General features: G+C 49.8%; 19 protein-coding genes and 3 pseudogenes. 21 read left to right on the forward strand and 1 reads right to left on the reverse strand.

The window, feature by feature from the left end; translation table 11 throughout:
- The first annotated feature begins 25 nt into the window (after nt 1–25).
- From rpsM to BHV73_RS03180, 7 genes and pseudogenes are all read left to right on the forward strand, one after another.
- The gene (gene rpsM / locus BHV73_RS03150; protein WP_009122263.1) at nt 26–406 is read left to right on the forward strand and encodes a 30S ribosomal protein S13; all 381 of its coding nucleotides are present in this window, start codon (nt 26–28) and stop codon (nt 404–406) included.
- A gap of 42 nt (nt 407–448) precedes the next feature.
- Nucleotides 449–730 (forward strand): annotated as a pseudogene (gene rpsK / locus BHV73_RS03155) (30S ribosomal protein S11); the annotation flags it as partial.
- A gap of 115 nt (nt 731–845) precedes the next feature.
- Nucleotides 846–1,428: pseudogene (gene rpsD, locus BHV73_RS03160) on the forward strand (30S ribosomal protein S4).
- Between the two features lie 11 nt (nt 1,429–1,439).
- Nucleotides 1,440–2,437: pseudogene (locus BHV73_RS03165) on the forward strand (DNA-directed RNA polymerase subunit alpha).
- Between the two features lie 13 nt (nt 2,438–2,450).
- Nucleotides 2,451–2,891: a 50S ribosomal protein L17 gene (gene rplQ, locus BHV73_RS03170; protein ID WP_286736417.1), complete on the forward strand. Its 441-nt coding sequence runs from the start codon at nt 2,451–2,453 to the stop codon at nt 2,889–2,891.
- Between the two features lie 144 nt (nt 2,892–3,035).
- Nucleotides 3,036–3,455, forward strand: a complete 420-nt coding sequence (locus BHV73_RS03175; protein ID WP_009122267.1) for a DUF8440 family protein — start codon at nt 3,036–3,038, stop codon at nt 3,453–3,455.
- A gap of 110 nt (nt 3,456–3,565) precedes the next feature.
- Nucleotides 3,566–4,105: a DUF8460 domain-containing protein gene (locus BHV73_RS03180; protein WP_087412060.1), complete on the forward strand. Its 540-nt coding sequence runs from the start codon at nt 3,566–3,568 to the stop codon at nt 4,103–4,105.
- A gap of 55 nt (nt 4,106–4,160) precedes the next feature.
- Here BHV73_RS03180 and BHV73_RS03185 read toward each other — a convergent pair whose 3' ends face one another.
- A complete protein-coding gene (locus BHV73_RS03185) occupies nt 4,161–6,050 on the reverse strand; it encodes a MutS family DNA mismatch repair protein (protein WP_087412059.1) in 1,890 nt (629 codons plus the stop codon).
- 339 nt (nt 6,051–6,389) lie between these two features.
- Here BHV73_RS03185 and BHV73_RS03190 point away from each other — a divergent pair, with 339 nt between their 5' ends.
- The 14 genes from BHV73_RS03190 (at nt 6,390) to BHV73_RS03255 (ending at nt 23,413) form a co-directional block, all read left to right on the forward strand.
- Entirely contained in the window at nt 6,390–7,037 is a 648-nt protein-coding gene (locus BHV73_RS03190; RefSeq protein ID WP_087412057.1) for a DUF6563 family protein, read from the forward strand.
- A 283-nt stretch (nt 7,038–7,320) separates the two neighbouring features.
- Nucleotides 7,321–7,605 (forward strand): hypothetical protein, encoded by a 285-nt coding sequence (locus BHV73_RS03195; protein ID WP_022217902.1) that lies wholly within the window; start codon nt 7,321–7,323, stop codon nt 7,603–7,605.
- 201 nt (nt 7,606–7,806) lie between these two features.
- Entirely contained in the window at nt 7,807–9,789 is a 1,983-nt protein-coding gene (hutU, locus tag BHV73_RS03200; RefSeq protein WP_087412056.1) for a urocanate hydratase, read from the forward strand.
- A 99-nt stretch (nt 9,790–9,888) separates the two neighbouring features.
- Nucleotides 9,889–10,785, forward strand: a complete 897-nt coding sequence (gene ftcD / locus BHV73_RS03205) for a glutamate formimidoyltransferase (RefSeq protein WP_281960294.1) — start codon at nt 9,889–9,891, stop codon at nt 10,783–10,785.
- A gap of 29 nt (nt 10,786–10,814) precedes the next feature.
- On the forward strand, nt 10,815–12,068 hold the full coding sequence (gene hutI, locus BHV73_RS03210) for an imidazolonepropionase (protein WP_286736428.1): 1,254 nt from the start codon (nt 10,815–10,817) through the stop codon (nt 12,066–12,068).
- A 58-nt stretch (nt 12,069–12,126) separates the two neighbouring features.
- Nucleotides 12,127–12,756 carry a cyclodeaminase/cyclohydrolase family protein gene (locus tag BHV73_RS03215; RefSeq protein ID WP_009122279.1) on the forward strand — a complete coding sequence of 210 codons (630 nt, stop codon included), beginning with the start codon at nt 12,127–12,129 and terminating at the stop codon, nt 12,754–12,756.
- Complete coding sequence (gene hutH / locus BHV73_RS03220; RefSeq protein WP_009122280.1) at nt 12,753–14,249, forward strand: histidine ammonia-lyase; 1,497 nt, start codon at nt 12,753–12,755, stop codon at nt 14,247–14,249. Before BHV73_RS03215 ends, hutH begins: the two co-directional genes overlap by 4 nt.
- 156 nt (nt 14,250–14,405) lie before the next feature.
- Nucleotides 14,406–15,074 (forward strand): TetR/AcrR family transcriptional regulator, encoded by a 669-nt coding sequence (locus BHV73_RS03225; protein WP_009122281.1) that lies wholly within the window; start codon nt 14,406–14,408, stop codon nt 15,072–15,074.
- Between the two features lie 18 nt (nt 15,075–15,092).
- A complete protein-coding gene (locus BHV73_RS03230) occupies nt 15,093–16,454 on the forward strand; it encodes a TolC family protein (protein ID WP_009122282.1) in 1,362 nt (453 codons plus the stop codon).
- 15 nt (nt 16,455–16,469) lie between these two features.
- Entirely contained in the window at nt 16,470–17,486 is a 1,017-nt protein-coding gene (locus BHV73_RS03235; RefSeq protein WP_009122283.1) for an efflux RND transporter periplasmic adaptor subunit, read from the forward strand.
- Between the two features lie 39 nt (nt 17,487–17,525).
- A complete protein-coding gene (locus tag BHV73_RS03240; RefSeq protein WP_009122284.1) occupies nt 17,526–20,672 on the forward strand; it encodes an efflux RND transporter permease subunit in 3,147 nt (1,048 codons plus the stop codon).
- A 24-nt stretch (nt 20,673–20,696) separates the two neighbouring features.
- Nucleotides 20,697–20,990, forward strand: a complete 294-nt coding sequence (locus tag BHV73_RS03245) for a PG0541 family transporter-associated protein (RefSeq protein ID WP_009122285.1) — start codon at nt 20,697–20,699, stop codon at nt 20,988–20,990.
- A gap of 124 nt (nt 20,991–21,114) precedes the next feature.
- Nucleotides 21,115–22,491: an SGNH/GDSL hydrolase family protein gene (locus tag BHV73_RS03250; protein ID WP_087412244.1), complete on the forward strand. Its 1,377-nt coding sequence runs from the start codon at nt 21,115–21,117 to the stop codon at nt 22,489–22,491.
- On the forward strand, nt 22,475–23,413 hold the full coding sequence (locus tag BHV73_RS03255; RefSeq protein WP_206422508.1) for an SGNH/GDSL hydrolase family protein: 939 nt from the start codon (nt 22,475–22,477) through the stop codon (nt 23,411–23,413). The genes BHV73_RS03250 and BHV73_RS03255 overlap by 17 nt, the downstream gene beginning before the upstream one ends.
- Nucleotides 23,414–23,419 lie beyond the last annotated feature (6 nt).

Genomic DNA, 23,419 nt, shown 5'->3' on the forward strand with positions numbered 1-23,419 from the left:
TTTTGCAAAAAAAATAATTTAGTATATGGCTATAAGAATAGTTGGTGTCGATTTGCCTCAAAACAAGAGAGGTGAAGTTGCGTTGACCTATGTATATGGAATAGGTCGTAGTAGTTCAGCAAAGATTTTGGACAAAGCAGGTGTAGACAAAGACCTGAAAGTAAAAGACTGGACGGATGATCAGGCTGCCAAGATTCGTGAGATCATTGGTGCAGAGTATAAAGTAGAAGGTGATCTTCGCTCTGAAGTTCAATTGAACATCAAGCGTTTAATGGATATCGGTTGCTACCGTGGTGTACGTCACCGTATCGGTCTCCCTGTTAGAGGCCAGAGTACAAAGAATAACGCTCGTACTCGTAAGGGTAGAAAGAAAACCGTTGCTAATAAGAAAAAAGCTACTAAATAATAATTGTTGATATGGCAAAAAAAACAGTTGCAGCAAAAAAGAAGTGAAGGTCAGATTATTTCTTGGTCTTCTGCCGGAAAGATGGGATTTAGAGGTTCTAAGAAGAACACTCCTTATGCAGCACAAATGGCTGCTCAAGACTGTGCTAAGATAGCATACGATCTTGGCTTGAGAAAGGTAAAAGCATATGTGAAGGGTCCAGGTAACGGACGTGAGTCTGCTATTAGAACTATCCACGGTGCAGGTATCGAAGTTACTGAAATCATTGACGTAACTCCGCTTCCACATAATGGTTGTCGTCCTCCGAAAAGACGTAGAGTTTAAGATTTACCTTTAATAAAAATGAAACTTGATATTGTTATTGGATTGTAAATTCTTCTCTACAATCGCGGCTGCAACAAATTAAGTTCATGAATAACAATTAAATATTTAAAAAGAAATGGCTAGATATACTGGACCAAAATCAAGAATAGCCCGTAAATTCGGTGAAGGTATCTTTGGAGCAGATAAAGTATTGTCAAAGAAGAACTACAAGAAAGAGAAAAACTTCTGAATATGGTGTTCAACTTCGTGAGAAACAGAAAGCCAAATACACCTATGGAGTTTTGGAAAAACAATTCCGCAACCTGTTTGAGAAGGCAGCTACCGCTAAAGGTATTACCGGTGAGGTACTTCTTCAATTATTGGAAGGTCGTCTCGACAATGTAGTATTCCGTTTGGGTATTGCTCCGACTCGTGCAGCTGCTCGTCAGTTGGTTAGTCACAAGCATATTACTGTAGATGGTGAAGTGGTAAACGTTCCTTCATATGCAGTAAAACCGGGTCAGGTTATTGGCGTTCGTGAAAGATCTAAATCTTTGGAAGTTATCGCTAACTCATTGGCTGGCTTTAATCACAGCAAGTATCCTTGGTTGGAATGGGATGACAACGCTAAAGTAGGTAAGTTATTGCACATACCTGAAAGAGCGGACATTCCTGAAAACATTAAAGAGCATTTGATTGTAGAATTGTATTCTAAATAATAATTAATTTCATGGCGATATTAGCATTTCAAAAACCTGATAAAGTATTAATGTTGGAAGCGGACTCTAAATTCGGAAAGTTCGAATTTCGTCCGTTGGAGCCCGGTTTCGGTATTACCGTGGGTAATGCACTGCGCCGCATCCTGCTTTCCTCATTGGAAGGTTTTGCCATCACTACTATCAAAATAGAAGGTGTTGAGCATGAATTCTCCAGTGTTCCGGGAGTTAAAGAGGATGTTACTAACATTATCTTGAATCTGAAACAAGTGAGATTCAAGCAAGTAGTTGAAGAATTCGAGAGCGAGAAGGTAAGTATTACAATCGAGAATTCAAGTGAATTTAAAGCAGGTGACATAGGTAAGTATTTGACTGGATTTGAAGTGTTAAATCCTGAATTAGTTATTTGTCATTTAGATTCAATTCAAAATCAACTATGCAGATAGATATTACGATCAACAAAGGTCGTGGTTATGTTCCTGCTGACGAAAACCGCGAATATTGCACCGACGTGAACGTAATTCCTATCGATTCTATTTATACTCCGATACGTAATGTTAAGTATCAGGTAGAAAACTTCCGCGTTGAGCAGAAGACTGACTACGAGAAGCTGGTGTTTGAGATTACTACGGATGGTTCCATTCACCCGAAAGAAGCTCTGAAAGAAGCTGCGAAAATTCTGATTTATCACTTCATGCTCTTCTCTGATGAGAAGATTACGCTGGAAAGCAACGATGTTGACGGCAATGAAGAGTTTGATGAAGAAGTATTGCACATGCGTCAGTTGCTGAAGACCAAGCTTGTTGATATGGATCTCTCGGTTCGTGCCCTCAACTGTTTGAAGGCCGCCGATGTAGAGACTTTGGGCGACTTGGTACAATTCAACAAGACCGATTTGCTGAAGTTCAGAAATTTCGGAAAGAAATCGCTTACCGAGCTTGATGATTTGCTGGAAAGTCTGAATCTGTCGTTTGGAACTGATATTTCTAAATATAAATTAGATAAAGAATAATCATAGAAACGCTATGTTGGCTAATATGGCGTGTTCTTTGATTAAGCACAAAAGAATCACTACGACCGTTGCAAAGGCTAAAGCTTTGAAGAAATTCGTTGAGCCTTTGATTACAAAAGCTAAGGACGATACGACAAACTCTCGTCGTGTAGTATTTAGCAATTTGCAAGACAAGTATGCTGTAACTGAGTTGTTCAAAGAAATCTCTGTGAAGATTGCTGATCGTCCGGGTGGTTACACTCGTATCATCAAAACCGGTAACCGTTTGGGTGATAACGCAGAAATGTGCTTCATTGAACTCGTTGACTACAACGAAAACATGGCTAAGGAGAAGGTTGCTAAGAAAGCTACCCGTACCCGCCGTTCAAAGAAGGCTGCTGCTGAAGCTGCTCCCGCTGCAGAAACTGCACCGGTTGCCGAAGCTCCTGCTGCTGAAGAAGCGAAAGCAGAATAATTCAACTATTCTTTTTATATATAGAAAGCCGTCCCAGCGATTGGGGCGGCTTTTTTGTTTATACTTTTATTTACATGAACAAACATTAAAAGATGTGTGTATAAAGCTAATCAATGAAATAAACTGTTATATTTGCAGATAGTTATGGGCAAATACTTAAAAGTCATAGGTTTTTTGGTGCTTGCGTTGGCTTTGTGGCAGACGTCGGGTGCTGCATTTACTGTCAGTGGTGCGGTAAGTGCGGAAGATTCTGTGAATATCCGGACAGTGACTGCCGCTCATTATCAGGACGAGGCATGTTTTACTTCACCCCAATTGCCCTATCTGCCGGTTGCTGAGCTGGCAAGTAACAACGGACATGTCCAGTCGCTTACCATGTCCCGTATTCAGCGTTCCTATATCACCGAATATATCTTTTCACTGAAAGACTGGGTGGATAAGCTTGCCCAGCGCGAAGCGGTTCTGTCTTTACATAGAGAGAAACTCTATGATGCTACCGCTTACTACCGTTGCCAGCCTGTGTGTGAGTACTACATCTTCACACTGAGGCGAATCCTGATTTAATGTCTTATTGTACTCGGGCTTTTCCTTGTGTACGGGCGCTGAGTGTCCGTACGGGGAGAGATTGTATTCTTTATTTCAATAATTCATTAATTCATAAAACTATTTATATTATGGCAACTCAAACAATCGACGCAACTCTTTTCGCGTCTTCACATCCCGATATCGCAAAACGTACAAGTGTTTCCGGACTCATCATCTCCTTGGTAATGATGGTAGTGGGTATTCTTATCTTTGTATCTATTTTTGAAATGAACGATAAATCCTCTACCATAAGCATGGGGCTGATGGTACTGGGCACGGCATTGATTTTATTGGGAGTATTCCGTTTGTTCTGGAAATCCAAAGAAATCGTGTACTTGCCTACGGGAAGCGTGGCAAAGGAACGCAGCATGTTTTTCGATTTGAAATACATAGGCAAGCTGACCGAGATGATTGAAAACGGTAATCTGGACAGTGAGGCCGGAGTGAAAAGCGAATCAAGCGGTAACGTGCGTATGGATATTATGATTTCGCAGGACAACAAATTTGCTGCGCTGCAACTGTTCCAGTTTGTGCCTTACACCTATACTCCGGTGACTTCCGTACGCTATTTCACGGGTAGCGAGGCGGCGGCGGTTTCGGTTTTCCTGTCTAAATGCAAGGCTGTCTAAATAAGTTCGCGTAAATAAAAAACAATCAATTTAGCTTTTCAGTATAAAGTGGGGATTAGTCGGTGACGGCAATCCCCATTTTTTTCATAAGGAAGCAGGCGTTCATGTTCTGCGCCACGCCCGGGCGGAGACGGTAGGAGAAGGTCAACTCGTTGTCGGTGATATCCGCTTCGAAGCGGCAGTTGCGGATATTCTTCGGGAAAAGGTCGATAAGTGTGCCCAGCAGCAGGTCGTGGGTAGCGATGATACCGTTTGCCTGCAAAGTCATGAACTGCTTGATGAGTGCAAAAGACCCTTTTTGTTTATCCATTGAGTTTGTTCCTTTCAAAATTTCGTCCAGAATGATAAACAGTTCCTCTCCCGATTGCAGTTTGTCGATAATGAGTTTCAGACGCTTCAGTTCGGCAAAAAAGTAGGATTCGTTGTCGGTCAGGGAGTCGCTGGTGCGCAGACTGGTGATAAGGCGGGCGGGATACACTTCCATTTCTTCCGCGCAGACAGGCATACCGGTACAGGCGAGCAGATAATTGATACCTATCGTACGCAGGTAAGTACTTTTTCCTGCCATGTTGGCGCCGGTGATGATGATGAAGAAAGGCCGCTTCTCCATATCGATGTCGTTGCGCACACAGCGGTCACGATGCATCAGAGGATGTCCCAAAGCCTTTGCACGGAGCATGAAATGGGCATTGCCGTCGGTATTCTCCGTATCGGCGTCCTTTGCACCGGAAGGGATGCCGGCTTTGGCGGCAATCATATCAGCCTTGTCGAGCAGGGTAGGATAAGAATAGCCGGGATGATTATAAGCAAAAGTTGCCAACGAGTTAAGAGCGTCCATCTGTCCGAGGGCGTCGAGCCAGTGAGGCAGTTCGCCGGCATATTGCTCTTTCCAGGCTTCGATGCGCATCACCTGTCGCAGTTCCCAGAAGAAGAGACCGTTGAGAATGACGTACATAAACACATTGTTGCGTTGGTCCAGCTCATTCATCAGTTTGCTCAACCGGCTGATGGAGAGAGAGGCTTTCCGCTGTTCGCCGCCGATTTCTTCTTTGATACTTTTCAGCAAACTGCATTGCATGGGGTGGGCTTCCATGAGCTTGAGCAGTCCGGCATACGTGCCGAGAATTTGCAGTTTCTTGCCGTACACGGCTTGCATCCTGGTAATCTTTCCGGTAAAGGCGAATCCGGCGGTGACGAAGAGTGTCCAGATTATTCCCCATATACTTGCCGGCAAATAACCGGCAACGACCGACAGCAAACATACACTATTGATGCCCGTAACGATTATCGGCAGAACGCGCAAGAACCTGTTCCTGCGAAATACGCCGGGACTTGCCGCCCATGCTTTCAACTCGGTTTCGTCGGCCGCCTTGCCTTTATGCAGCAGGCCGAGGACGCGGAAACGCTGGCGGAATTTCAGTGCGGGAGCCAGCTCGCGGACGGCTGCCTGCCGTTCCTGTATCTCTTCTTTCTTTTCGAGATGTCGCCCCAGCCAGTCGGCCAGCAGACGTTTTCCCGGTTCGGTGCAAGTGCGGTTGACGTACTGAAACAACGAATGCGCACCGAATACGTCCAGGTCGTAGGCATACAGATGCGCAGGGTCGGTAAACTCCTCGCCGCTGTCGAAGCAGGATGTGTCATAGTCCAGTGCGGCCAGTTCCTGCCGGTTGACCTCTATCTTTTTCTCCAGATAGTCTTTGCGGTGGAACAGACGGTTATGGTATTTTATCAGCAGGATAAAAGGCAGAAGGGTGACAAGCGCAATCCCTGCCAGTACCGCCCAGCTTTCCGCCCGGAAACAGATAAGCCCTGCCACTCCCGCGATAAACAGCAGCAACCGCAACGTGCCGATGCGGTAAATCTGTCGCTGTACTTTATTCAACTGCTGTTGCGCTTCGTCCGCAATGTGGCGGTAGGTTGATTTTATATTCTCGATGCTTTCCATTTATTTTCATGCTTTATTGGTAGGCAAAGATAAGTAAATATATGGTTTTCCCCCTAAGGATAGATGAAATACCAACCGTTGGTATTCAAAGTACCATGGTTTGGTACGAGGCCTACCAACCGTTGGTACGGAAGCTACCATTGCTTGGTATTCGAACTGCCAACGGTTGGTATTTGTATTTTCCCCCGCAGCGGCGGGATTCTGCAAGGCCGGTGCCGGTATATGGAAATCACTTTGTGGGAGATACAGCGTTTTTTTCTTCTGTATGTTTGCTGAATAACGATAAAAAATGTACCTTTCGCTCAAGAAAGCAAAGTTCCAAAAAGAAAGGATAGCGATATGAAAAGAAGTTGGGTGTTAGGAATATGGGCGTTATTGGCTTTGCCGTGCTCGGCGCAGCAGATAATGTATTCCAACTTGAAAGAATTGGTGGAAGACCGCGGAGATACGGTCACTATATTGAAAGTTGAGAAGCGTTCCAAGAACCAGATTTATTTGATGGGGGGAGCGGATTATCGTATAGAGGCTGAGGATAACTCAGGTTTGTGTCGTTATTTGAAATCCCGTTGTTATGCGGTACGGATAGACACGTCGCTTTATGTCAACTGCAGGAAGATGCGCTATAAACGCTATCGTTTCGGCGGCTGGTATGCGCCTGCAATGTGGGTGAAAGGGAAGATTTATTACTGTGCGCAACCTGTGGGGCAGGTTGCCGCGAGCACTGCCACTCCGCCTGACGCGACGAAGCTGGGCGGTGAAGTGGGGGATGCCATCAATGCCTCGGGGCTGGTATTCGCGCGTGTGTACTATGAATTGAATCCGGAGACGGGACGCTCGGAGTTTGTAGGCAGGAAGAAGATGCTGGAATTGCTGGCGGGCTATCCGGAGCTGAAAGAAGCTTTTGAAAAAGAAACGAGCGAATCGTCCGAGGTCATCGGAAAGTATCTGAGACAACTTGAGTCTGAACCGACTTGTTCCACCGAATAGGCTCAAGCGCTTGTCGGGCTGACCCAAAAAGCGAAAGAAAAATGCCGGACTCTTCGGCGAAGATACGCTGAAGCAGATAAAAGCGCAGAAGAACGGAGATGTCAATATCAGTTTGCGAGTGCGGGGCAGCCGGCATAATCGGGTATTTGAGTGGGCAATGACGCTCTATCATGATTCCAACCAATGTTTCGTGCAGGCAAGTAAAGTTTACATGGCAGGGAATTTCAGTTTCAAGGGGCGTATTCTGCCTTTACCGGAAAATTAATTCTGAATATATAGGCTTATGACGGAAAATATGGATTTGGCGATAAAGCCCGGCGGGATAATATTTCTGTGGACTGTTTCGGCATTGCTCGTATTGCTGCTTGTTGTCGGAATCTTTAGTAACAGAGTACGTCAGTACTTTTATGCCCACCCGAAGGTTGAGTTTTGGGTAGGTGGTACTTATTTTGTCTGCCCATTTCTTTTGCTGGAGCAATACATGGATTGGTGGCGGGCTGCTCTTATCGCCTTGGTACTTTCTCTCGTTTTCGAATTTCTTTTACGGAAAAATAAGCGGAAAGACTAATCTTGTGCGGGACTGTTTCGGATTATGCGATGATGTCGCTAAAATGAGAATCCGTAATCTAAATAAGCTGCGCACTGTTTCTACTTTACTAAATGATAAAATTCCCGGTGTTCTGTTGCGAATATCGGGAATTATTTTTATATTGCGGCAGATACGCGCCCATATCTGTTGACAATTTGTAACTATTCACCTTAATATACTATGGAGATTATTTTAAGCAAAACACTGCCCCCTTATCCCACCTTCGTAGAAGGTATCCGGCGGGCGCCCGACCGCGGTTACACCCTCGACCCCGCGCAAACGGCTACGGCATTGAAGAATGCCCTGCGCTACATCCCTGAAGAACTGCACGAAACGCTTGCTCCGGAATTTATGGAGGAGCTCCGCACGCGCGGACGCATTTACGGTTACCGTTATCGTCCGCAAGGCGACCTCAAGGCGAAGCCCATTGACGAGTACAAAGGGCGCTGCATCGAGGGCAAAGCCTTTCAGGTGATGATAGACAACAACCTCTGTTTCGACATCGCCCTCTATCCCTACGAGCTCGTCACCTATGGCGAAACCGGGCAGGTATGCCAGAACTGGATGCAATACCGCTTGATAAAGCAATATCTCGAAGTCCTTACCGATGACCAGACGCTCGTTATCGAAAGCGGACACCCGCTGGGACTGTTCAAGTCGAAGCCCGAAGCGCCGCGCGTCATCATTACGAATGCGATGATGGTGGGGCTGTACGATAATCAGCGGGACTGGCACACCGCCATGCAGATGGGTGTTGCCAATTACGGTCAGATGACTGCCGGCGGATGGATGTATATCGGCCCGCAGGGTATCGTGCACGGTACTTTCAATACCCTCTTGAATGCCGGACGGCTGAAACTCGGTATCCCCCAGGACGGCGACCTGCGCGGGCGGCTTTTCGTTTCTTCCGGTCTGGGCGGCATGAGCGGCGCCCAACCCAAAGCCGCCGAGATGTCGGGAGCTGCCGCTATCATAGCCGAGGTGGACGCCTCACGTATCGAAACCCGTCATCGGCAGGGCTGGGTGAGGCATGTGACGGATTCGCTGCCGCAGGCTTTCGCATTGGTGAAAGAGGCCATGGAAAACCATGCTCCGATTTCTGTGGCCTATCACGGCAATGTGGTAGACCTTTTGGAATATGCCGTAAAAGAACGGATACATATCGATTTGCTTTCCGACCAGACATCCTGTCATGCGGCGTACGACGGCGGCTACTGCCCCGTGGGACTGACCTTTGAGGAGCGTACCCAGATGTTGCATGAGAATCCGGCGGAGTTCCGCCGTAAAGTGGATGTCACGTTAAAACGTCATTTTCTTGCCATCAAGGAACTCGTGGGCAGGGGCACGTACTTCTTCGATTATGGCAATTCCTTTATGAAAGCCGTCTTCGATGCCGGTGTTCCCGAGATAGCGCGCGACGGCAGTGACAAAAACGGCTTCATCTTCCCCAGCTACGTGGAAGACATTATGGGACCGGAACTTTTTGATTACGGCTACGGGCCGTTCCGCTGGGTTTGCCTCAGTGGCAGGCATGAAGATTTGGTAAAGACAGACCGTGCCGCCATGGAGTGTATCGACCCTACCCGCCGCGGACAGGATTTGGACAATTATAACTGGATACGCGATGCCGAGAAGAACAATCTGGTGGTAGGTACGCAGGCGCGCATCCTCTATCAGGATGCCGAGGGGCGTATGAAAATTGCGCTGCGTTTCAATGAGATGGTGCGCCGTGGTGAGGTAGGCCCTATTATGTTGGGACGTGACCACCACGATGTCAGCGGCACGGACTCTCCTTTCCGCGAGACGTCCAACATAAAAGACGGCAGCAACGTAATGGCAGATATGGCGGTGCAATGCTTTGCCGGTAACTGCGCACGGGGCATGAGCCTGGTGGCGTTGCACAACGGTGGCGGGGTAGGTATCGGCAAAGCCGTCAACGGCGGCTTCGGCATGGTGTGCGACGGTTCCGAGCGGGTGGATGAAATCCTGCGTTCCGCCATGCTTTGGGATGTTATGGGCGGTGTGGCACGCCGTTCGTGGGCACGCAATGCGCATGCCATGGAGACAAGTGAAGAATTTAACCGCACTCATTCGGAAGGTTATCACATCACGATACCTTACGTGGCGGATGAAGAACTGATAAACAAATACATAAATAAATGATGAATTAAGAATGAAGAATGAAGAATTTCCTTGCGGCGCATTTGCATTGCGCAGCCTAATTCTTCATTCTTAATTCATCATTCTTAATTTAAAAGGGTTATGAATAAAATCGTAGAATGTGTCCCCAATTTCAGTGAGGGACGTGATTTGCAGAAGATAGACCGGATAGTGGCTCCGTTTCGCGGCAAACAAGGCGTGAAGTTGCTGGATTACAGTAATGACGAAGACCATAACCGGCTGGTTGTTACCGTGGTGGGTGAACCCGAACCGCTTCGCGACGCCGTGCTCGAGGCCATCGGCGTGGCTGTGCAGCTTATCGACCTGAACAGGCATCAAGGCCAGCATCCCCGTATGGGAGCTGTGGACGTGGTTCCCTTTATTCCTATCAGGAATGTAACCATGGAAGAAGCCGTTGCGCTTTCCAAAGAAGTGGGCGCGGAAGTGGCAAAACGTTATAATCTGCCTGTCTTCCTTTACGAGAAATCCGCATCGGCGCCTCACAGGGAAAATCTGGCGGCCGTCCGTAAAGGAGAATTCGAGGGAATGGCGGAGAAAATAAAGCTTCCCGAATGGCAGCCCGATTTCGGTCCGGCGGAACGCCATCCTACTGCGGGAACGGTAGCCATCGGCGCACGTATGCCGTTGGTGGCGTATAACATCAATCTCAGCACTCCCAGTCTGGAAATTGCGCACGACATCGCCAAGAAGATACGCTTCATCGGCGGCGGCCTGCGCTACTGCAAGGCTATGGGAGTGGAACTGAAAGACCGGGGGATTACCCAGGTGTCCATCAACATGACCGACTATACCCGTACGGCGCTTTATCGTGCTTTTGAGTTGGTACGTATCGAAGCGCGCCGCTACGGCGTCAGCATCGTGGGCAGTGAGATTATCGGCCTTGTGCCTATGGAAGCGCTGATTGATACGGCTTCCTACTACCTCGGACTGGAGAACTTCTCGATGCGGCAAGTGCTGGAAGCCAGAATAATGGAGTAACTTCCCGATTCTTTTTTAAACCTGAAAATATGACGGAGAACCTTATCATCTTCAATGCCCGTGTCGTGACTCCGGTTGGCTTTTCCGCCCGCCGCGGCAGGGAAATGGAAGAACTTTGTATCATGGATAACGCTACGGTGGAAGTCACCGGCGGCGTCATTACCTACGTAGGCCCCAATCGTGGCGAAGAGCGCGACGGCTATTATCAGCGTTACTGGCATTACAATGCCCGCGGCAAGTGTCTTTTGCCGGGTTTTGTCGATTCGCATACGCATTTCGTCTTTGGCGGGGAGCGTGCCGAAGAGTTTTCCTGGCGGTTGAAGGGCGAAAGCTATATGTCCATTATGGAGCGTGGCGGCGGTATTGTCAGTACGGTGAAAGCCACCCGCGAATGCAACTTTATCCAGTTGCGCGGCAAGGCGGAAGGATTTTTGAAACAAATGAGCGCTATGGGAGTGACCACCGTCGAGGGCAAAAGCGGATACGGGCTGGACAAAGAAACCGAGCTGCTGCAGCTCCGTGTGATGCGCAGCCTGAATAATGACGAACACAAGCGGGTGGACATCGTTTCCACTTTTCTCGGTGCGCATGCGGTGCCTCAGGAGTATGGCGGACGTACGGACGATTATGTGGATTTCATTATCCGTGAAGTCATGCCCGCCGTCGTCCATAACGGGCTGGCGGAATTTTGCGATGTCTTTTGCGAGCAAGGCGTGTTCTCCATCGAGCAGTCCCGCCGCTTGCTGACCGCTGCCCGTGAAATGGGGCTGGCCTTGAAACTCCATGCCGACGAAATCGTGCCGTTGGGCGGTGCGGGGCTGGCTGTGGAACTCTCCGCTGTCTCCGCCGACCACTTGCTGCACGCTTCCGATGCCGATATCCGTGCCATGGCAGACAAAGGCACGGTTGCCACATTGCTGCCTCTTACCGCCTTTGCCTTGAAAGAACCGTATGCCCGCGGACGTGAAATGATTGATGCGGGGTGCGCCGTTGCGCTTGCCACCGACCTTAATCCCGGCAGTTGTTTCTCCGGTTCCATTCCGCTGACCTTTGCGCTGGCGTGCATCTATATGAAGATGAGTATCGAGGAAGCCATTACCGCCCTCACGCTGAATGGCGCTGCCGCCTTGAACCGCGCCGACAGCATCGGCAGTATCGAGGTGGGGAAGAAAGGGGATTTTGTAGTGCTGAATACGGACAATTACCATTTTCTGCCCTACTACGTGGGGATGAACTGTGTGCACACCACGGTGAAGGAAGGCGTGCTCTATCCCGTACTCTGAAACAAAGAACTTATGCTTTATACTGAATTACTTTATACTTAATTTACACTTAAATACCATGTTAGTCGATTTAACACTCAAAGAGTTTTTGAATAAAGTGGCGGGCAGCGATCCCGTCCCCGGTGGCGGCAGTATCGCCGCCTTGAACGGAGCTATTGCCTCGGCTTTGGCGGCAATGGTTGCCAACCTTACTATCGGCAAGAAAGGCTATGAGGAGCATGAAGAACTGATGCAACACATCGCCGGCGTGGCTTTGCAAGAGCAAAATACCTTTATCGAGGATATTGACCGCGATTCCGAAGCCTACGACAGCGTGTTTGCCTGCTTCAAGATGCCGAAAGCCACCGATGAAGAAAAGGCCGCCCGCAGCGCTGCCATTCAGGAAGCTACCAAGTTTGCCGCGCTTGTGCCCATGCAGGTGGCCCGCAATGCCTACGAACTGATGACCGTCATCATGGATGTAGCCCGCTTGGGAAACCGCAATGCCGTAACCGATGCCTGTGTGGCGATGATGTCCGCCCGTTCCGCCGTATTGGGAGCGCTGATGAATGTGCGCATCAACCTCGGTTCGCTGAAAGATAAGGAGTTTGCGGCCAAGCTGCAAACCGAAGCCGCCGAACTGGAGCGCCTTGCCTGCGCCAAAGAAAAAGAATTGTTGGACGAAATCAATGAGGAACTCAAAGTATGAAGAATGTCTACCATGTCGGTTCGGGCGAACTGACTTTCGACCTTATCGAACGCATCATCAACGAGAACCTGAAACTCGAGTTGGCTCCCGAGGCCAAAGAGCGCATACAGAAATGCCGCGACTACCTGGATAAGAAAACGGCCGAGTCCGCAGAACCTCTGTACGGCATAACCACCGGGTTCGGCTCCTTGTGCAGCAAAAACATCTCACAGGATGAGCTGGGCACTTTGCAGGAAAACCTCATCAAAAGCCATGCTTGCAGCGTGGGTGAAGAAATCCGTCCGGTCATCATCAAACTGATGATGTTGCTCAAGGCGCATGCACTGTCTTTGGGGCATAGCGGTGTGCAGGTCATTACCGTGCAGCGCATCCTCGACTTTTTCAATAACGACGTGATGCCTATCGTCTATGACCGCGGCTCGCTCGGAGCTTCGGGCGACCTTGCGCCGCTTGCCAATCTTTTCCTGCCCCTTATCGGTGTGGGCGATGTGTACTACAAAGGCCGGAAGCGCGAAGCGATCAGCGTACTCGATGAATTCGGCTGGGAACCCGTCAAGCTGATGAGCAAAGAGGGACTTGCCCTGTTGAACGGTACGCAATTCATGAGCGCCAACGGTGTCTTTGCCATTCTTAAAGCCTTCCGCCTCTCCAAGAAAGCCGACTTAATAGCCGCTCTTTCGTTGGAAGCCTTTGACGGCCGTATCGACCCTTTCATGGATTGCATCCAGCAAATTCGTCCCCATAAAGGACAAATCGAGACGGGAGAGAACTTCCGCAAACTCTTGGAAGGCAGCGAACTCATAGCCCGTCCCGGCAAGCATGTGCAAGACCCGTATTCTTTCCGTTGCATTCCTCAGGTGCATGGGGCGACAAAAGATGCCATCCGCTATGTCTCCTCAGTCTTGTTAACGGAAATTAATTCCGTAACGGACAACCCCACCATCTTCCCCGACGAAGACCGTATCATTTCGGGTGGAAACTTCCACGGCCAGCCGTTGGCTATTTCGTATGATTTTTTGGGCATCGCCCTTGCCGAGTTGGGGAATATTTCCGAACGCCGTATCGCTCAGCTTATCATGGGACTGCGCGGACTGCCGGAATTCCTGGTTGCCAACCCCGGTTTGAACTCGGGATTTATGATTCCCCAATATGCCGCCGCTTCTATGGTAAGTCAGAACAAAATGTACTGTTATGCCGCCAGCAGCGATTCCATCGTCTCCAGCAACGGACAAGAAGACCATGTAAGCATGGGTGCCAATGCCGCCACGAAGCTCTATCGCATCATGGACAACCTGGAGCACATCCTTTCCATCGAACTGATGAATGCCGCGCAGGGCATCGACTTCCGCCGTCCGCAAAAAACTTCACCCGTTTTGGAACGTTTCCTGCACGAATACCGCAAGGAAGTTCCTTTCGTGAAAGACGACATTGTAATGTATAAAGAAATTCATAAAACTGTGGCGTTCCTCAGTCGGACTAAGTTCGATTATTAGGAATCTTCCCAATAAATCTGCCATAACCCTAATTTTTATTAATCGTTTAACAAAAGAAAGAAAACTTAATTGGTGAATTGAGTTTTCTTTCTATATTTGCTTCGTTTTATTCCGAAAATGAATAAAAAGAGTTTTTGAACTTTAAAAGGAAGAGAAATGAGCGAATATACCAAGCACCTTACTCCCCGCCCTGAATTGAGGGAACGGATTATTGAGACTGCGGTGGAAGCTTTTTCTGCGCACGGTATTAAAAGTATTACAATGGATGATATTGCGACTTCATTGGGTATTTCCAAACGTACCCTTTATGAAGTTTTTTCTGACAAGGAAACCTTGTTGGAGGAGTGCATTCTGAAAGGTCAGAAAGAAGGGGATGAGTTTCTGAGAAATGTGCTTGCCACATCCGAAAACGTATTGGAAGTACTGCTGAAATGCTACCAACGCAGTATCGAGCAGTTCCATGCCACCAACAAGAAGTTTTTTGAGGACATCAAGAAGTACCCCAAAGCTTATGAGCTGATGACGAACCGACACAACCAGGACTCGGAAGAGACGGTAAATTTCTTTAAAGAAGGCGTGAAGCAAGGCATCTTCCGCGATGATGTGAATTTTGCCATCATCAACCTGTTGGTAAGGGAGCAGATTGATGTGTTGATGAATACGGACATTTGCAAAGAATATTCTTTCCTTGAAGTTTACGAATCCATCATGTTCACTTTCCTGCGGGGAATCTCTACGGAGAAAGGCGCGCATGAGTTGGAGGTGTTTATCCGGGAATACCGAAAAAAGACAATCACCGGAAATAACGAGACAGAGAACGATTAGAAAACGATTAATTGCTTTATGAAGATGCAGAGATTTTTTGAGGGTAAGAAATGGATGTTGGCTGTTGCCATACTATTGGCGGGCGGCTATACACGAGCACAAGGGACGCAAGATACCTTGACCCTGAACCTTGACAAAGCCTTGGAGATTGCTTTGAGCGACAATCCCACCATTAAAGTGGCGGAAGAGGAGATTGCTCTCAAGAAAGTAAGCCATAAAGAGGCTTGGCAAAACTTATTGCCGGAAGCAAGTATTTCGGGCACGATGAGCCATACCATTACGGCGCCGCAGTTCAGTATCGGCGACCAGACCGTGAAGATGGGTAAGGATAAGGCGAATACCGCTACCGGGACGTTGAATATCAGTCTGCCTTTGTTTGCTCCGGCTGTGTATCGGGCCATGTCGATGACAAAGACGGATATAGAACTGGCTGTGGAGAAGTCGCGGGCTTCCAAGCAAGACCTGGTGAATCAGGTGACCAAGGCCTATTACCAGTTGATGCTGACCCAGGACTCATACGATGTGTTGCAGAAAAGCTATAAACTGGCGGAAGACAATTATAACATCGTCAATGCCAAGTATCGGCAGGGTACTGTCAGCGAATTCGATAAGATTACCGCCGAGGTGCAGATGCGCAGCGTGAAACCGAGTGTCATCTCTGCCGGGAATGCCGTGACGCTTTCCAAACTGCAGCTTAAAGTGCTGATGGGCATTACCGCCGATGTGGATATTAAGATTGACGATAGTCTGGCGGCCTATGAGGGAGTGGTGTTTGCCAACCAGCTGGACAATACGGTTCACGAGGGTTTGGTGAACAATACTACCATGAAGCAGTTGGAGTTGAATCGCCTGATGCTTCAGAAGAACATCAAGTCGCTGCGCACCAACTTCATGCCGACGTTGGGTCTGGGCTATTCGTATCAATATCAGTCCATGAATAACGACAGTTGGAATGTCTTTAATTATAACTATGGAAGCAGTTCTTCTCTGGTATTCAGCCTGAGCATTCCTTTATATAAGGCAAGTAACTTCACGAAGCTGAAGTCCAATCGCATTCAGATGCGCCAGTTAGACCAGAACCGTCTGGACACGGAACGTAAGCTGAATATGCAGATTACGAGCTATCAGGATAATATGTCGGCCAGTTCCGAGCAGGTATCCAGCAACAAAGAAAATGTGATGCAGGCCGAAAAGGCGGTGCAGATTGCCGGTAAACGCTACGAGGTAGGTAAGGGAACCGTGCTCGAGCTGAATACCTCGCAAGTGCAGCTCACCGAAGCGGAACTTACTTACAACCAATCCATATACGATTATCTGGTGGCTAAGGCCGACCTCGACCAGGTGTTGGGAAGAGACTACATCATCAAAAATCAGAAATAAAATAAGAACAACGATATGAAAAAAAGTTTTCAATTGATTGCCCTGCTTGCAGTAGCACTGTTGGGCGCTTGCAGCGGCGGAAAGGACAAAGCTGTTGCTGAACAGGTGGATGAAAAGCCGAGAGTGAAGCTGGCGGATGTAAAAGCGCGTCCGGTAGAGCAGATTCATGAGTACACAGCTACCGTAGAAGCAGAGGTAAAGAACAATATAGCCCCTTCCTCCCCGGTGCGTATCGACAGAATATTGGTGGAAGTGGGCGACCGCGTATCCAAAGGCCAGAAGCTGGTCAGCATGGATGAGGCGAACCTGAAACAAACCAAGTTCCAGCTGGACAACCAGGAGATTGAGTTCAAACGTATGGACGAGCTGTACAAAGTAGGCGGCGCGTCCAAGTCGGAATGGGATGCGGCCAAAATGGCTTTGGATATCAAGGAAACGGCGTACCGCAACCTGCTGGAAAATACTTCGCTGCTCAGCCCGATAAACGGTGTCGTAACAGCCCGCAACTATGACAGCGGCGACATGTACAGCGGCGGCGAACCGGTATTGGTGGTGGAACAGATTACTCCGGTGAAGTTGCTCATCAACGTGTCCGAAACCTACTTCACCCAAGTCAGGAAAGGCGCTCCGGTAGCGGTGAAGCTGGATGTCTACGGTGACGAACCCTTTGAAGGCTATATCAGTCTGGTTTATCCTACGGTAGACCCGAACACCCGTACTTTCCCCGTAGAGATTAAACTCGCCAATAAAGACCGGCGCGTACGTCCGGGAATGTTTGCCCGCGCCACGCTTAATTTCGGTACCAAAGACAATGTAGTTGTACCCGATTTGGCTATCGTGAAGCAATCCGGCTCCGGCGACCGCTATGTATATGTGTACAAAGACGGTAAGGTTACTTACAACAAGGTGGAACTCGGCCGCCGCATGGGTGCTGAATACGAGCTGGTTTCCGGCGTGCCCGATAATTCACGGGTAGTTATAGCCGGGCAGACCAAGCTGGTCAACGGTATGGAAGTAGAGGTGGAAAAATAATTCTTCATTCATCATTCTTAATTCTTAATTAAAAAGAGTATGAGTTTATACGAAGGTGCGGTTAAGAAACCGATTATGACTTCGCTCTGCTTCCTGGCAGTGGTGATATTTGGTCTGTTTTCTTTGTCAAAGTTGCCTATCGACTTGTATCCGGACATTGATACGAACACGATTATGGTAATGACGGCCTATCCGGGAGCGAGTGCTTCGGATATTGAGAACAACGTGACCCGTCCGTTGGAAAATGTTTTGAACTCTGTCAGCGATTTGAAGCACATCACTTCCCGTTCTTCGGAGAATATGTCGTTGATTACGCTGGAGTTTGAGTTCGGCAATGATATCGACGTGCTGACAAACGATGTGCGCGACAAGCTGGATATGGTAAGTTCCGAACTTCCCGATGATGCGGAAAATCCCATCATCTTCAAGTTCAGCACGGATATGATTCCTATCGTGCTGCTGTCCGTACAGGCCAACGAGAGCCAGTCGGCGCTTTATAAGATTCTGGACGACCGTGTGGTAAATCCTTTGGCGCGTATTCCCGGTGTGGGTACGGTGTCCATCAGTGGTGCGCCGCAACGTGAAATCCAGGTGTATTGCGACCCTTACAAGCTGGAAGCGTACAATCTGAGCATCGAAACCATCAGTTCCATAATCGGGGCGGAGAACAAGAACATACCGGGCGGTAACTTCGACATCGGTAACGAAACCTATTCGTTGCGTGTGGAAGGTGAGTTCGACGACTCCCGTCAGTTGGCGGATGTGGTTGTAGGCACATACAATGGCGCTACGGTCTATCTGCGCGATGTTGCTCGGATTGTGGATACCGTGGAAGAGCGTGCGCAGGAAACCTACAACAACGGTGTGCAGGGCGCTATGATTGTCGTTCAGAAGCAGTCGGGCGCCAATTCCGTGGAAATCTCTAAGAAAGTGCAGGACGCGCTGCCCCGCTTGCAGAAGAACTTGCCGAGCGACGTGAAGCTGGGCGTCATAGTCGATACGTCCGAGAACATCCTGAATACAATCGACAGTTTGACGGAAACGGTACTGTATGCCTTGCTGTTCGTTGTCATCGTGGTGTTCCTGTTCTTGGGACGCTGGCGTGCCACGCTGATTATCTGTATTACGATTCCGCTCTCTCTGATTGCTTCGTTCATATACCTTGCCATTTCGGGGAATACGATTAATATCATTTCGCTTTCGTCACTCTCCATAGCCATCGGTATGGTGGTGGACGATGCCATTGTGGTGTTGGAGAACGTCACGACACACATCGAGCGCGGTTCCGATCCCAAGCAGGCGTCCGTTCACGGAACGAACGAGGTGGCGATTTCCGTAATCGCTTCTACGCTGACGATGATTGCCGTGTTCTTCCCGCTGACGATGGTTACCGGTATGTCCGGCGTGCTGTTCAAGCAGTTGGGCTGGATGATGTGCGCCATTATGTTCGTCTCCACCGTTGCGGCCCTAACGCTTACGCCGATGCTCTGTTCGCAGTTGCTGCGTTTGCAGCGTAAGCAGTCCAAGGTGTTCCGGATATTCTTCGGACCGATAGAGCGTACGCTGGACGGCTTGGACAACTGGTACGCACGTATGCTGAACTGGGCGGTGCGTCACCGTATGTCGGTGCTTCTCGGTTGCGTGGTATTCTTCATCTTGAGTTTGTTCTGCGCAAAGTCCATCGGTACCGAGTTCTTCCCGGCGCAGGACAACGCGCGTATTGCCGTACAGCTGGAGTTGCCCATCGGTACCCGTAAAGAGGTGGCGCAGGAAGTTTCGGAGAAGCTGACTAACCAATGGCTGCAAAAGTATAAAGGCGTCATGAAGATATGTAACTATACCGTGGGACAGGCCGACTCGGATAATACCTGGGCTTCCATGCAGGACAACGGTTCGCATATCATCTCCTTTAATATCAGCTTGGTAGACCCGGGCGACCGTGACGTGACGCTGGAAGCCGTCTGCGACGAGATGCGCGAGGACCTGAAGGCTTATCCTGAGTTCAGCAAGGCGCAGGTAATCCTCGGCGGCAGCAATACGGGTATGTCCGCTCAGGCATCCGCCGACTTCGAGGTCTACGGTTACAGCATGGAGGAGACCGATAGTGTTGCCGCCCGTCTGAAACGTGAGCTGCTGAATGTGAAAGGCGTGTCCGAAGTCAACATCAGCCGTAGCGATTACCAGCCCGAATACCAGGTTGACTTCGACCGCGAGAAGCTGGCGCTTCACGGACTGAACCTGTCTACCGCCGCTACCTACCTGCGCAACCGTATCAATGGCGCGACAGCTTCCAAATATCGTGAGGACGGTGACGAATACGACATCAAAGTGCGTTATGCCCCCGAATTCCGTACCAGCCTCGAGAGTATTGAAAACATTCTGGTGTACAATGCCAAGGGTGAAGGCATCCGCATCAAAGACCTCGGAACGGTCGTGGAACGCTTTGCTCCGCCTACCATCGAGCGTAAAGACCGCGAGCGTATCGTGACGGTATCCGCCGTTATTTCCGGCGCTCCGCTGGGCGACGTGGTGGCTGCGGGTAATACCATCATAGATAAGATAGAGAAACCGTCCGACATCACCATTCAGATATCGGGTTCTTACGAAGACCAGCAGGATTCGTTCCGCGATTTGGGAACATTGGGCGTGTTGATAATCATTCTTGTGTTCATCGTAATGGCCGCCCAGTTCGAGTCGCTGACCTATCCGTTCATCCTTATCCTCTCGGTTCCGTTCGCCATGAGCGGTGTGCTGATGGCGCTGTTCATCACCAATACCACGCTGAGTGTGATGAGCTTGCTGGGTAGCATCATGTTGATAGGTATTGTGGTGAAGAACGGTATTGTGCTCATCGACTACACGATTCTCTGCCGTGAGCGCGGACAGTCGGTGCTGAATGCGGTGGTTACGGCGGGCAAGAGCCGTCTCCGTCCGGTGTTGATGACGACCATGACTACCATTCTCGGTATGATTCCGATGGCTGTCAGTACCGGTCAGGGTTCTGAGATGTGGAGTCCGATGGCGATTGCCGTAATCGGCGGTCTGACGATTTCTACCATCCTGACGTTGATTTATGTTCCCACCATGTACTGTATCTTCGGTGGTGTCGGCATCAAACGTCAGCGTCGCAAGATGCAGAAGCAGCTGAACGCTTACTTTGAAGAACAGAAACAGACTAATAATTAACAGCAGACATTTAACAGTTGAATAATGAAATCAGTATTAATCACATTCGATCAAGCATATTACGAGCGCATTATCGCTACGCTCGACAGGCTGAATTGCCGGGGCTTCACTTATTGGGAGCAGGTTCGCGGACGCGGTTCCAAAACCGGAGATCCTCATTACGGCAGCCATGCCTGGCCTTCCATGTGTTCCGCCATTCTTACAATGGTGGAAGACGGAAAGGTGGACTCCCTGCTGGAAGTCCTTCACAACATGGATAAGCAAACCGAGCAATTGGGGCTTCGGGCATTTGTTTGGAACATAGAGAAGACCATCTGAGGTTTTCCGTGGCATGAACGGCAGTTATCCTCATGGGAAAAAGATATTTCCCGTGAGGATAATTCTTTTTTGCGGGAAGATATTTATTTTCATCCGATTCTCTATCTTTGCGCCCGGATTGGTTATGGAAAAGAGCGTTTTGAAACATACAGGTTGGTTGATGCTTATTGTGGTGGCCTTACTTTTGCTGATGAGCCTGTTGCCGGGAGCCACGATAGGGCGTTATGTGTTGAGGCGGGTAGACATACTTGGCGATGTGCGTCCCGTGCCGGAAGTCGTGAGCGAGCCCGACAGTCTGCTGCCGCCACCCCCGACAGTGAAGCCGGCCTTTGTAGACACCTGTCGAGGCGGCATGACCTGCATTGAAGATTACAGTGACTCCACCCTGCGCGGCATGACACCTTTTTATCGTGCGTTGGACGAGTTGGCGACCCATCCCCGCCTGGTACGCGTCGCCTACTTCGGAGATTCTTTCATCGAGGCGGATATCCTTACGGCCGACCTGCGCGCCATGTTGCAGGAACGTTATGGCGGATGCGGGGTAGGCTTCGTCACGATTACTTCCATGACCAGCGGCTACCGTCCCACGGTGCGGCATAACTTCAGCGGCTGGCAGAGCCATTCCGTCATGGATTCCGTATTCTTCGACCGTAGTAAACAGGGCATTTCGGGACACTATTTCATTCCGTATCCCGGCGCCTACGTGGAACTTCGCGGACAGAAGAACTACGCATCCCGGCTCGATACCTGCGAACACGCTTCCATCTTCTTTTATAATAAAGGCGAAGTCACCCTCTCGGCGTCCGTCAACAAGGGAGAGCCGCAGACCGAAACATTCCCGCCCACGGGCGAACTCCGTGAAATGGATGTGACGGGACACATCGGTTCTGTACGCTGGAAAGTGGAAAGCGCTGATTCCACCTTATTCTACGGACTGGCCATGGACGGCACGCAAGGAATTATTGTGGATAACTTCTCGCTCCGCGGCAGCTCCGGCCTGTCTTTGCGCTCCGTACCCGTATGGATGATGCGCGAATTCAACGAGCAGCGTCCTTATGATTTGATAATCCTTCAGTACGGACTGAATGTCGCAACGGAACGCGGACGGAACTACGACCGCTACCGCGACGGCATGGCAACCACCATTGCCCACCTGAAGAACGCTTTTCCGCAAGCGGGTATCCTCATCGTCAGCGTGGGCGACCGCGAGTATAAAACCGAAGAAGGCGACCTGCGCACCATGCCCGGTATCAAGAACTTGGTCCGTTACCAGCAGAACCTGGCCGCAGACAGCGGAGTGGCCTTCTGGAATATGTTCGAGGCGATGGGCGGCGAGGGCAGTATGGCGGATATGGTACATGCCAAGCCCTCTTTGGCCAATTACGATTATACGCATATCAACTTCCGTGGCGGCAGGCATCTGGCCGGATTGCTTTATGAGGCGTTGATTTACGGTAAAGAACAATACGACAGGAGGCGTGCCTATGAAGCGGAACCATAAAAGGTATTTACGATCGGGCGACTTACGATTTGCTGTTTGCTGCGTGGTGTTGACTTTGCTTTTTTTGCCGCTGCGGCGAGCCTGTGCCCAAGATGCGCTTCCGGGTTGTCCCCGGCTTCAGGAAACGGCGTTTGATTGCGACACGCTTATGGTCTGCGGACAGCGTACGGATATCCTGCCCGTTCCTCTCATCGCCCTGCCCGCAGCCTTTCGGCAACTAGGCGGGAACGAGCTGATAGACAGTGTCGGCATTCTGAAACCCTTTTGGGAGAAGCTGCGCATGCTCCGTCTGGGCATCGCTACCGATACGATACGTATTGTACATATGGGCGACAGCCATATCCGCGGCCATATCTTTCCCGAAACCACGGGCGGGCGGCTTCAGCAAACATTCGGCGCATTGTCTTATACGGACGTAGGAATAAACGGTGCCTTTTGCGTAACCTTTACCCGTCCGGAGCGTGTGGCGGATATCGCCGCGCTGCGTCCCGACCTCGTCATTCTCTCCTTTGGAACGAACGAGAGCCACAACCGGCGATACAACTCCATGCTGCACTACCGGCAGATGGACGAACTGGTGCGCATGCTTCGCGACAGGCTGCCCGGCATCCCGATGCTGATGACTACCCCGCCCGGTTCGTACGAGAGTTTCCGTCAGCGACGTCGCAGGCGTACTTATAAGATTAATCCCCGCACCTCTGTTGCCGTGCAGACCATCCGCCGCTTTGCCGATGCCAACGGACTGGCCGTGTGGGATATGTACGAGGCTTTCGGCGGTGTCCGCAGGGCCTGCCTCAATTGGCGGGAAGCGGGACTGATGCGTCCCGACCATGTGCATTATCTCCCGGAAGGGTATGTATTGCAGGGCGAAATGTTCTATCGCGCCTTGCTGAAAGCGTATAATGACTATTGTAGTCAGTGAATGTAT

It is taken from the genome of Bacteroides sp. 44_46 (genome assembly GCF_001915465.1).
GTDB lineage: Bacteria > Bacteroidota > Bacteroidia > Bacteroidales > Bacteroidaceae > Bacteroides > Bacteroides clarus.

Bases quoted from the DNA above. Each gene is read 5' to 3' on its own strand.
- rpsM (WP_009122263.1), top strand. From the start codon at position 26: ATGGCTATAAGAATAGTTGGTGTCGATTTGCCTCAAAACAAGAGAGGT.
- rplQ (WP_286736417.1), top strand. From the start codon at position 2,451: ATGTTGGCTAATATGGCGTGTTCTTTGATTAAGCACAAAAGAATCACT.
- BHV73_RS03175 (WP_009122267.1), top strand. From the start codon at position 3,036: ATGGGCAAATACTTAAAAGTCATAGGTTTTTTGGTGCTTGCGTTGGCT.
- BHV73_RS03180 (WP_087412060.1), top strand. From the start codon at position 3,566: ATGGCAACTCAAACAATCGACGCAACTCTTTTCGCGTCTTCACATCCC.
- BHV73_RS03185 (WP_087412059.1), bottom strand. From the start codon at position 6,050: ATGGAAAGCATCGAGAATATAAAATCAACCTACCGCCACATTGCGGAC.
- BHV73_RS03190 (WP_087412057.1), top strand. From the start codon at position 6,390: ATGAAAAGAAGTTGGGTGTTAGGAATATGGGCGTTATTGGCTTTGCCG.
- BHV73_RS03195 (WP_022217902.1), top strand. From the start codon at position 7,321: ATGACGGAAAATATGGATTTGGCGATAAAGCCCGGCGGGATAATATTT.
- hutU (WP_087412056.1), top strand. From the start codon at position 7,807: ATGGAGATTATTTTAAGCAAAACACTGCCCCCTTATCCCACCTTCGTA.
- ftcD (WP_281960294.1), top strand. From the start codon at position 9,889: ATGAATAAAATCGTAGAATGTGTCCCCAATTTCAGTGAGGGACGTGAT.
- hutI (WP_286736428.1), top strand. From the start codon at position 10,815: ATGACGGAGAACCTTATCATCTTCAATGCCCGTGTCGTGACTCCGGTT.
- BHV73_RS03215 (WP_009122279.1), top strand. From the start codon at position 12,127: ATGTTAGTCGATTTAACACTCAAAGAGTTTTTGAATAAAGTGGCGGGC.
- hutH (WP_009122280.1), top strand. From the start codon at position 12,753: ATGAAGAATGTCTACCATGTCGGTTCGGGCGAACTGACTTTCGACCTT.
- BHV73_RS03225 (WP_009122281.1), top strand. From the start codon at position 14,406: ATGAGCGAATATACCAAGCACCTTACTCCCCGCCCTGAATTGAGGGAA.
- BHV73_RS03230 (WP_009122282.1), top strand. From the start codon at position 15,093: ATGAAGATGCAGAGATTTTTTGAGGGTAAGAAATGGATGTTGGCTGTT.
- BHV73_RS03235 (WP_009122283.1), top strand. From the start codon at position 16,470: ATGAAAAAAAGTTTTCAATTGATTGCCCTGCTTGCAGTAGCACTGTTG.
- BHV73_RS03240 (WP_009122284.1), top strand. From the start codon at position 17,526: ATGAGTTTATACGAAGGTGCGGTTAAGAAACCGATTATGACTTCGCTC.
- BHV73_RS03245 (WP_009122285.1), top strand. From the start codon at position 20,697: ATGAAATCAGTATTAATCACATTCGATCAAGCATATTACGAGCGCATT.
- BHV73_RS03250 (WP_087412244.1), top strand. From the start codon at position 21,115: ATGGAAAAGAGCGTTTTGAAACATACAGGTTGGTTGATGCTTATTGTG.
- BHV73_RS03255 (WP_206422508.1), top strand. From the start codon at position 22,475: ATGAAGCGGAACCATAAAAGGTATTTACGATCGGGCGACTTACGATTT.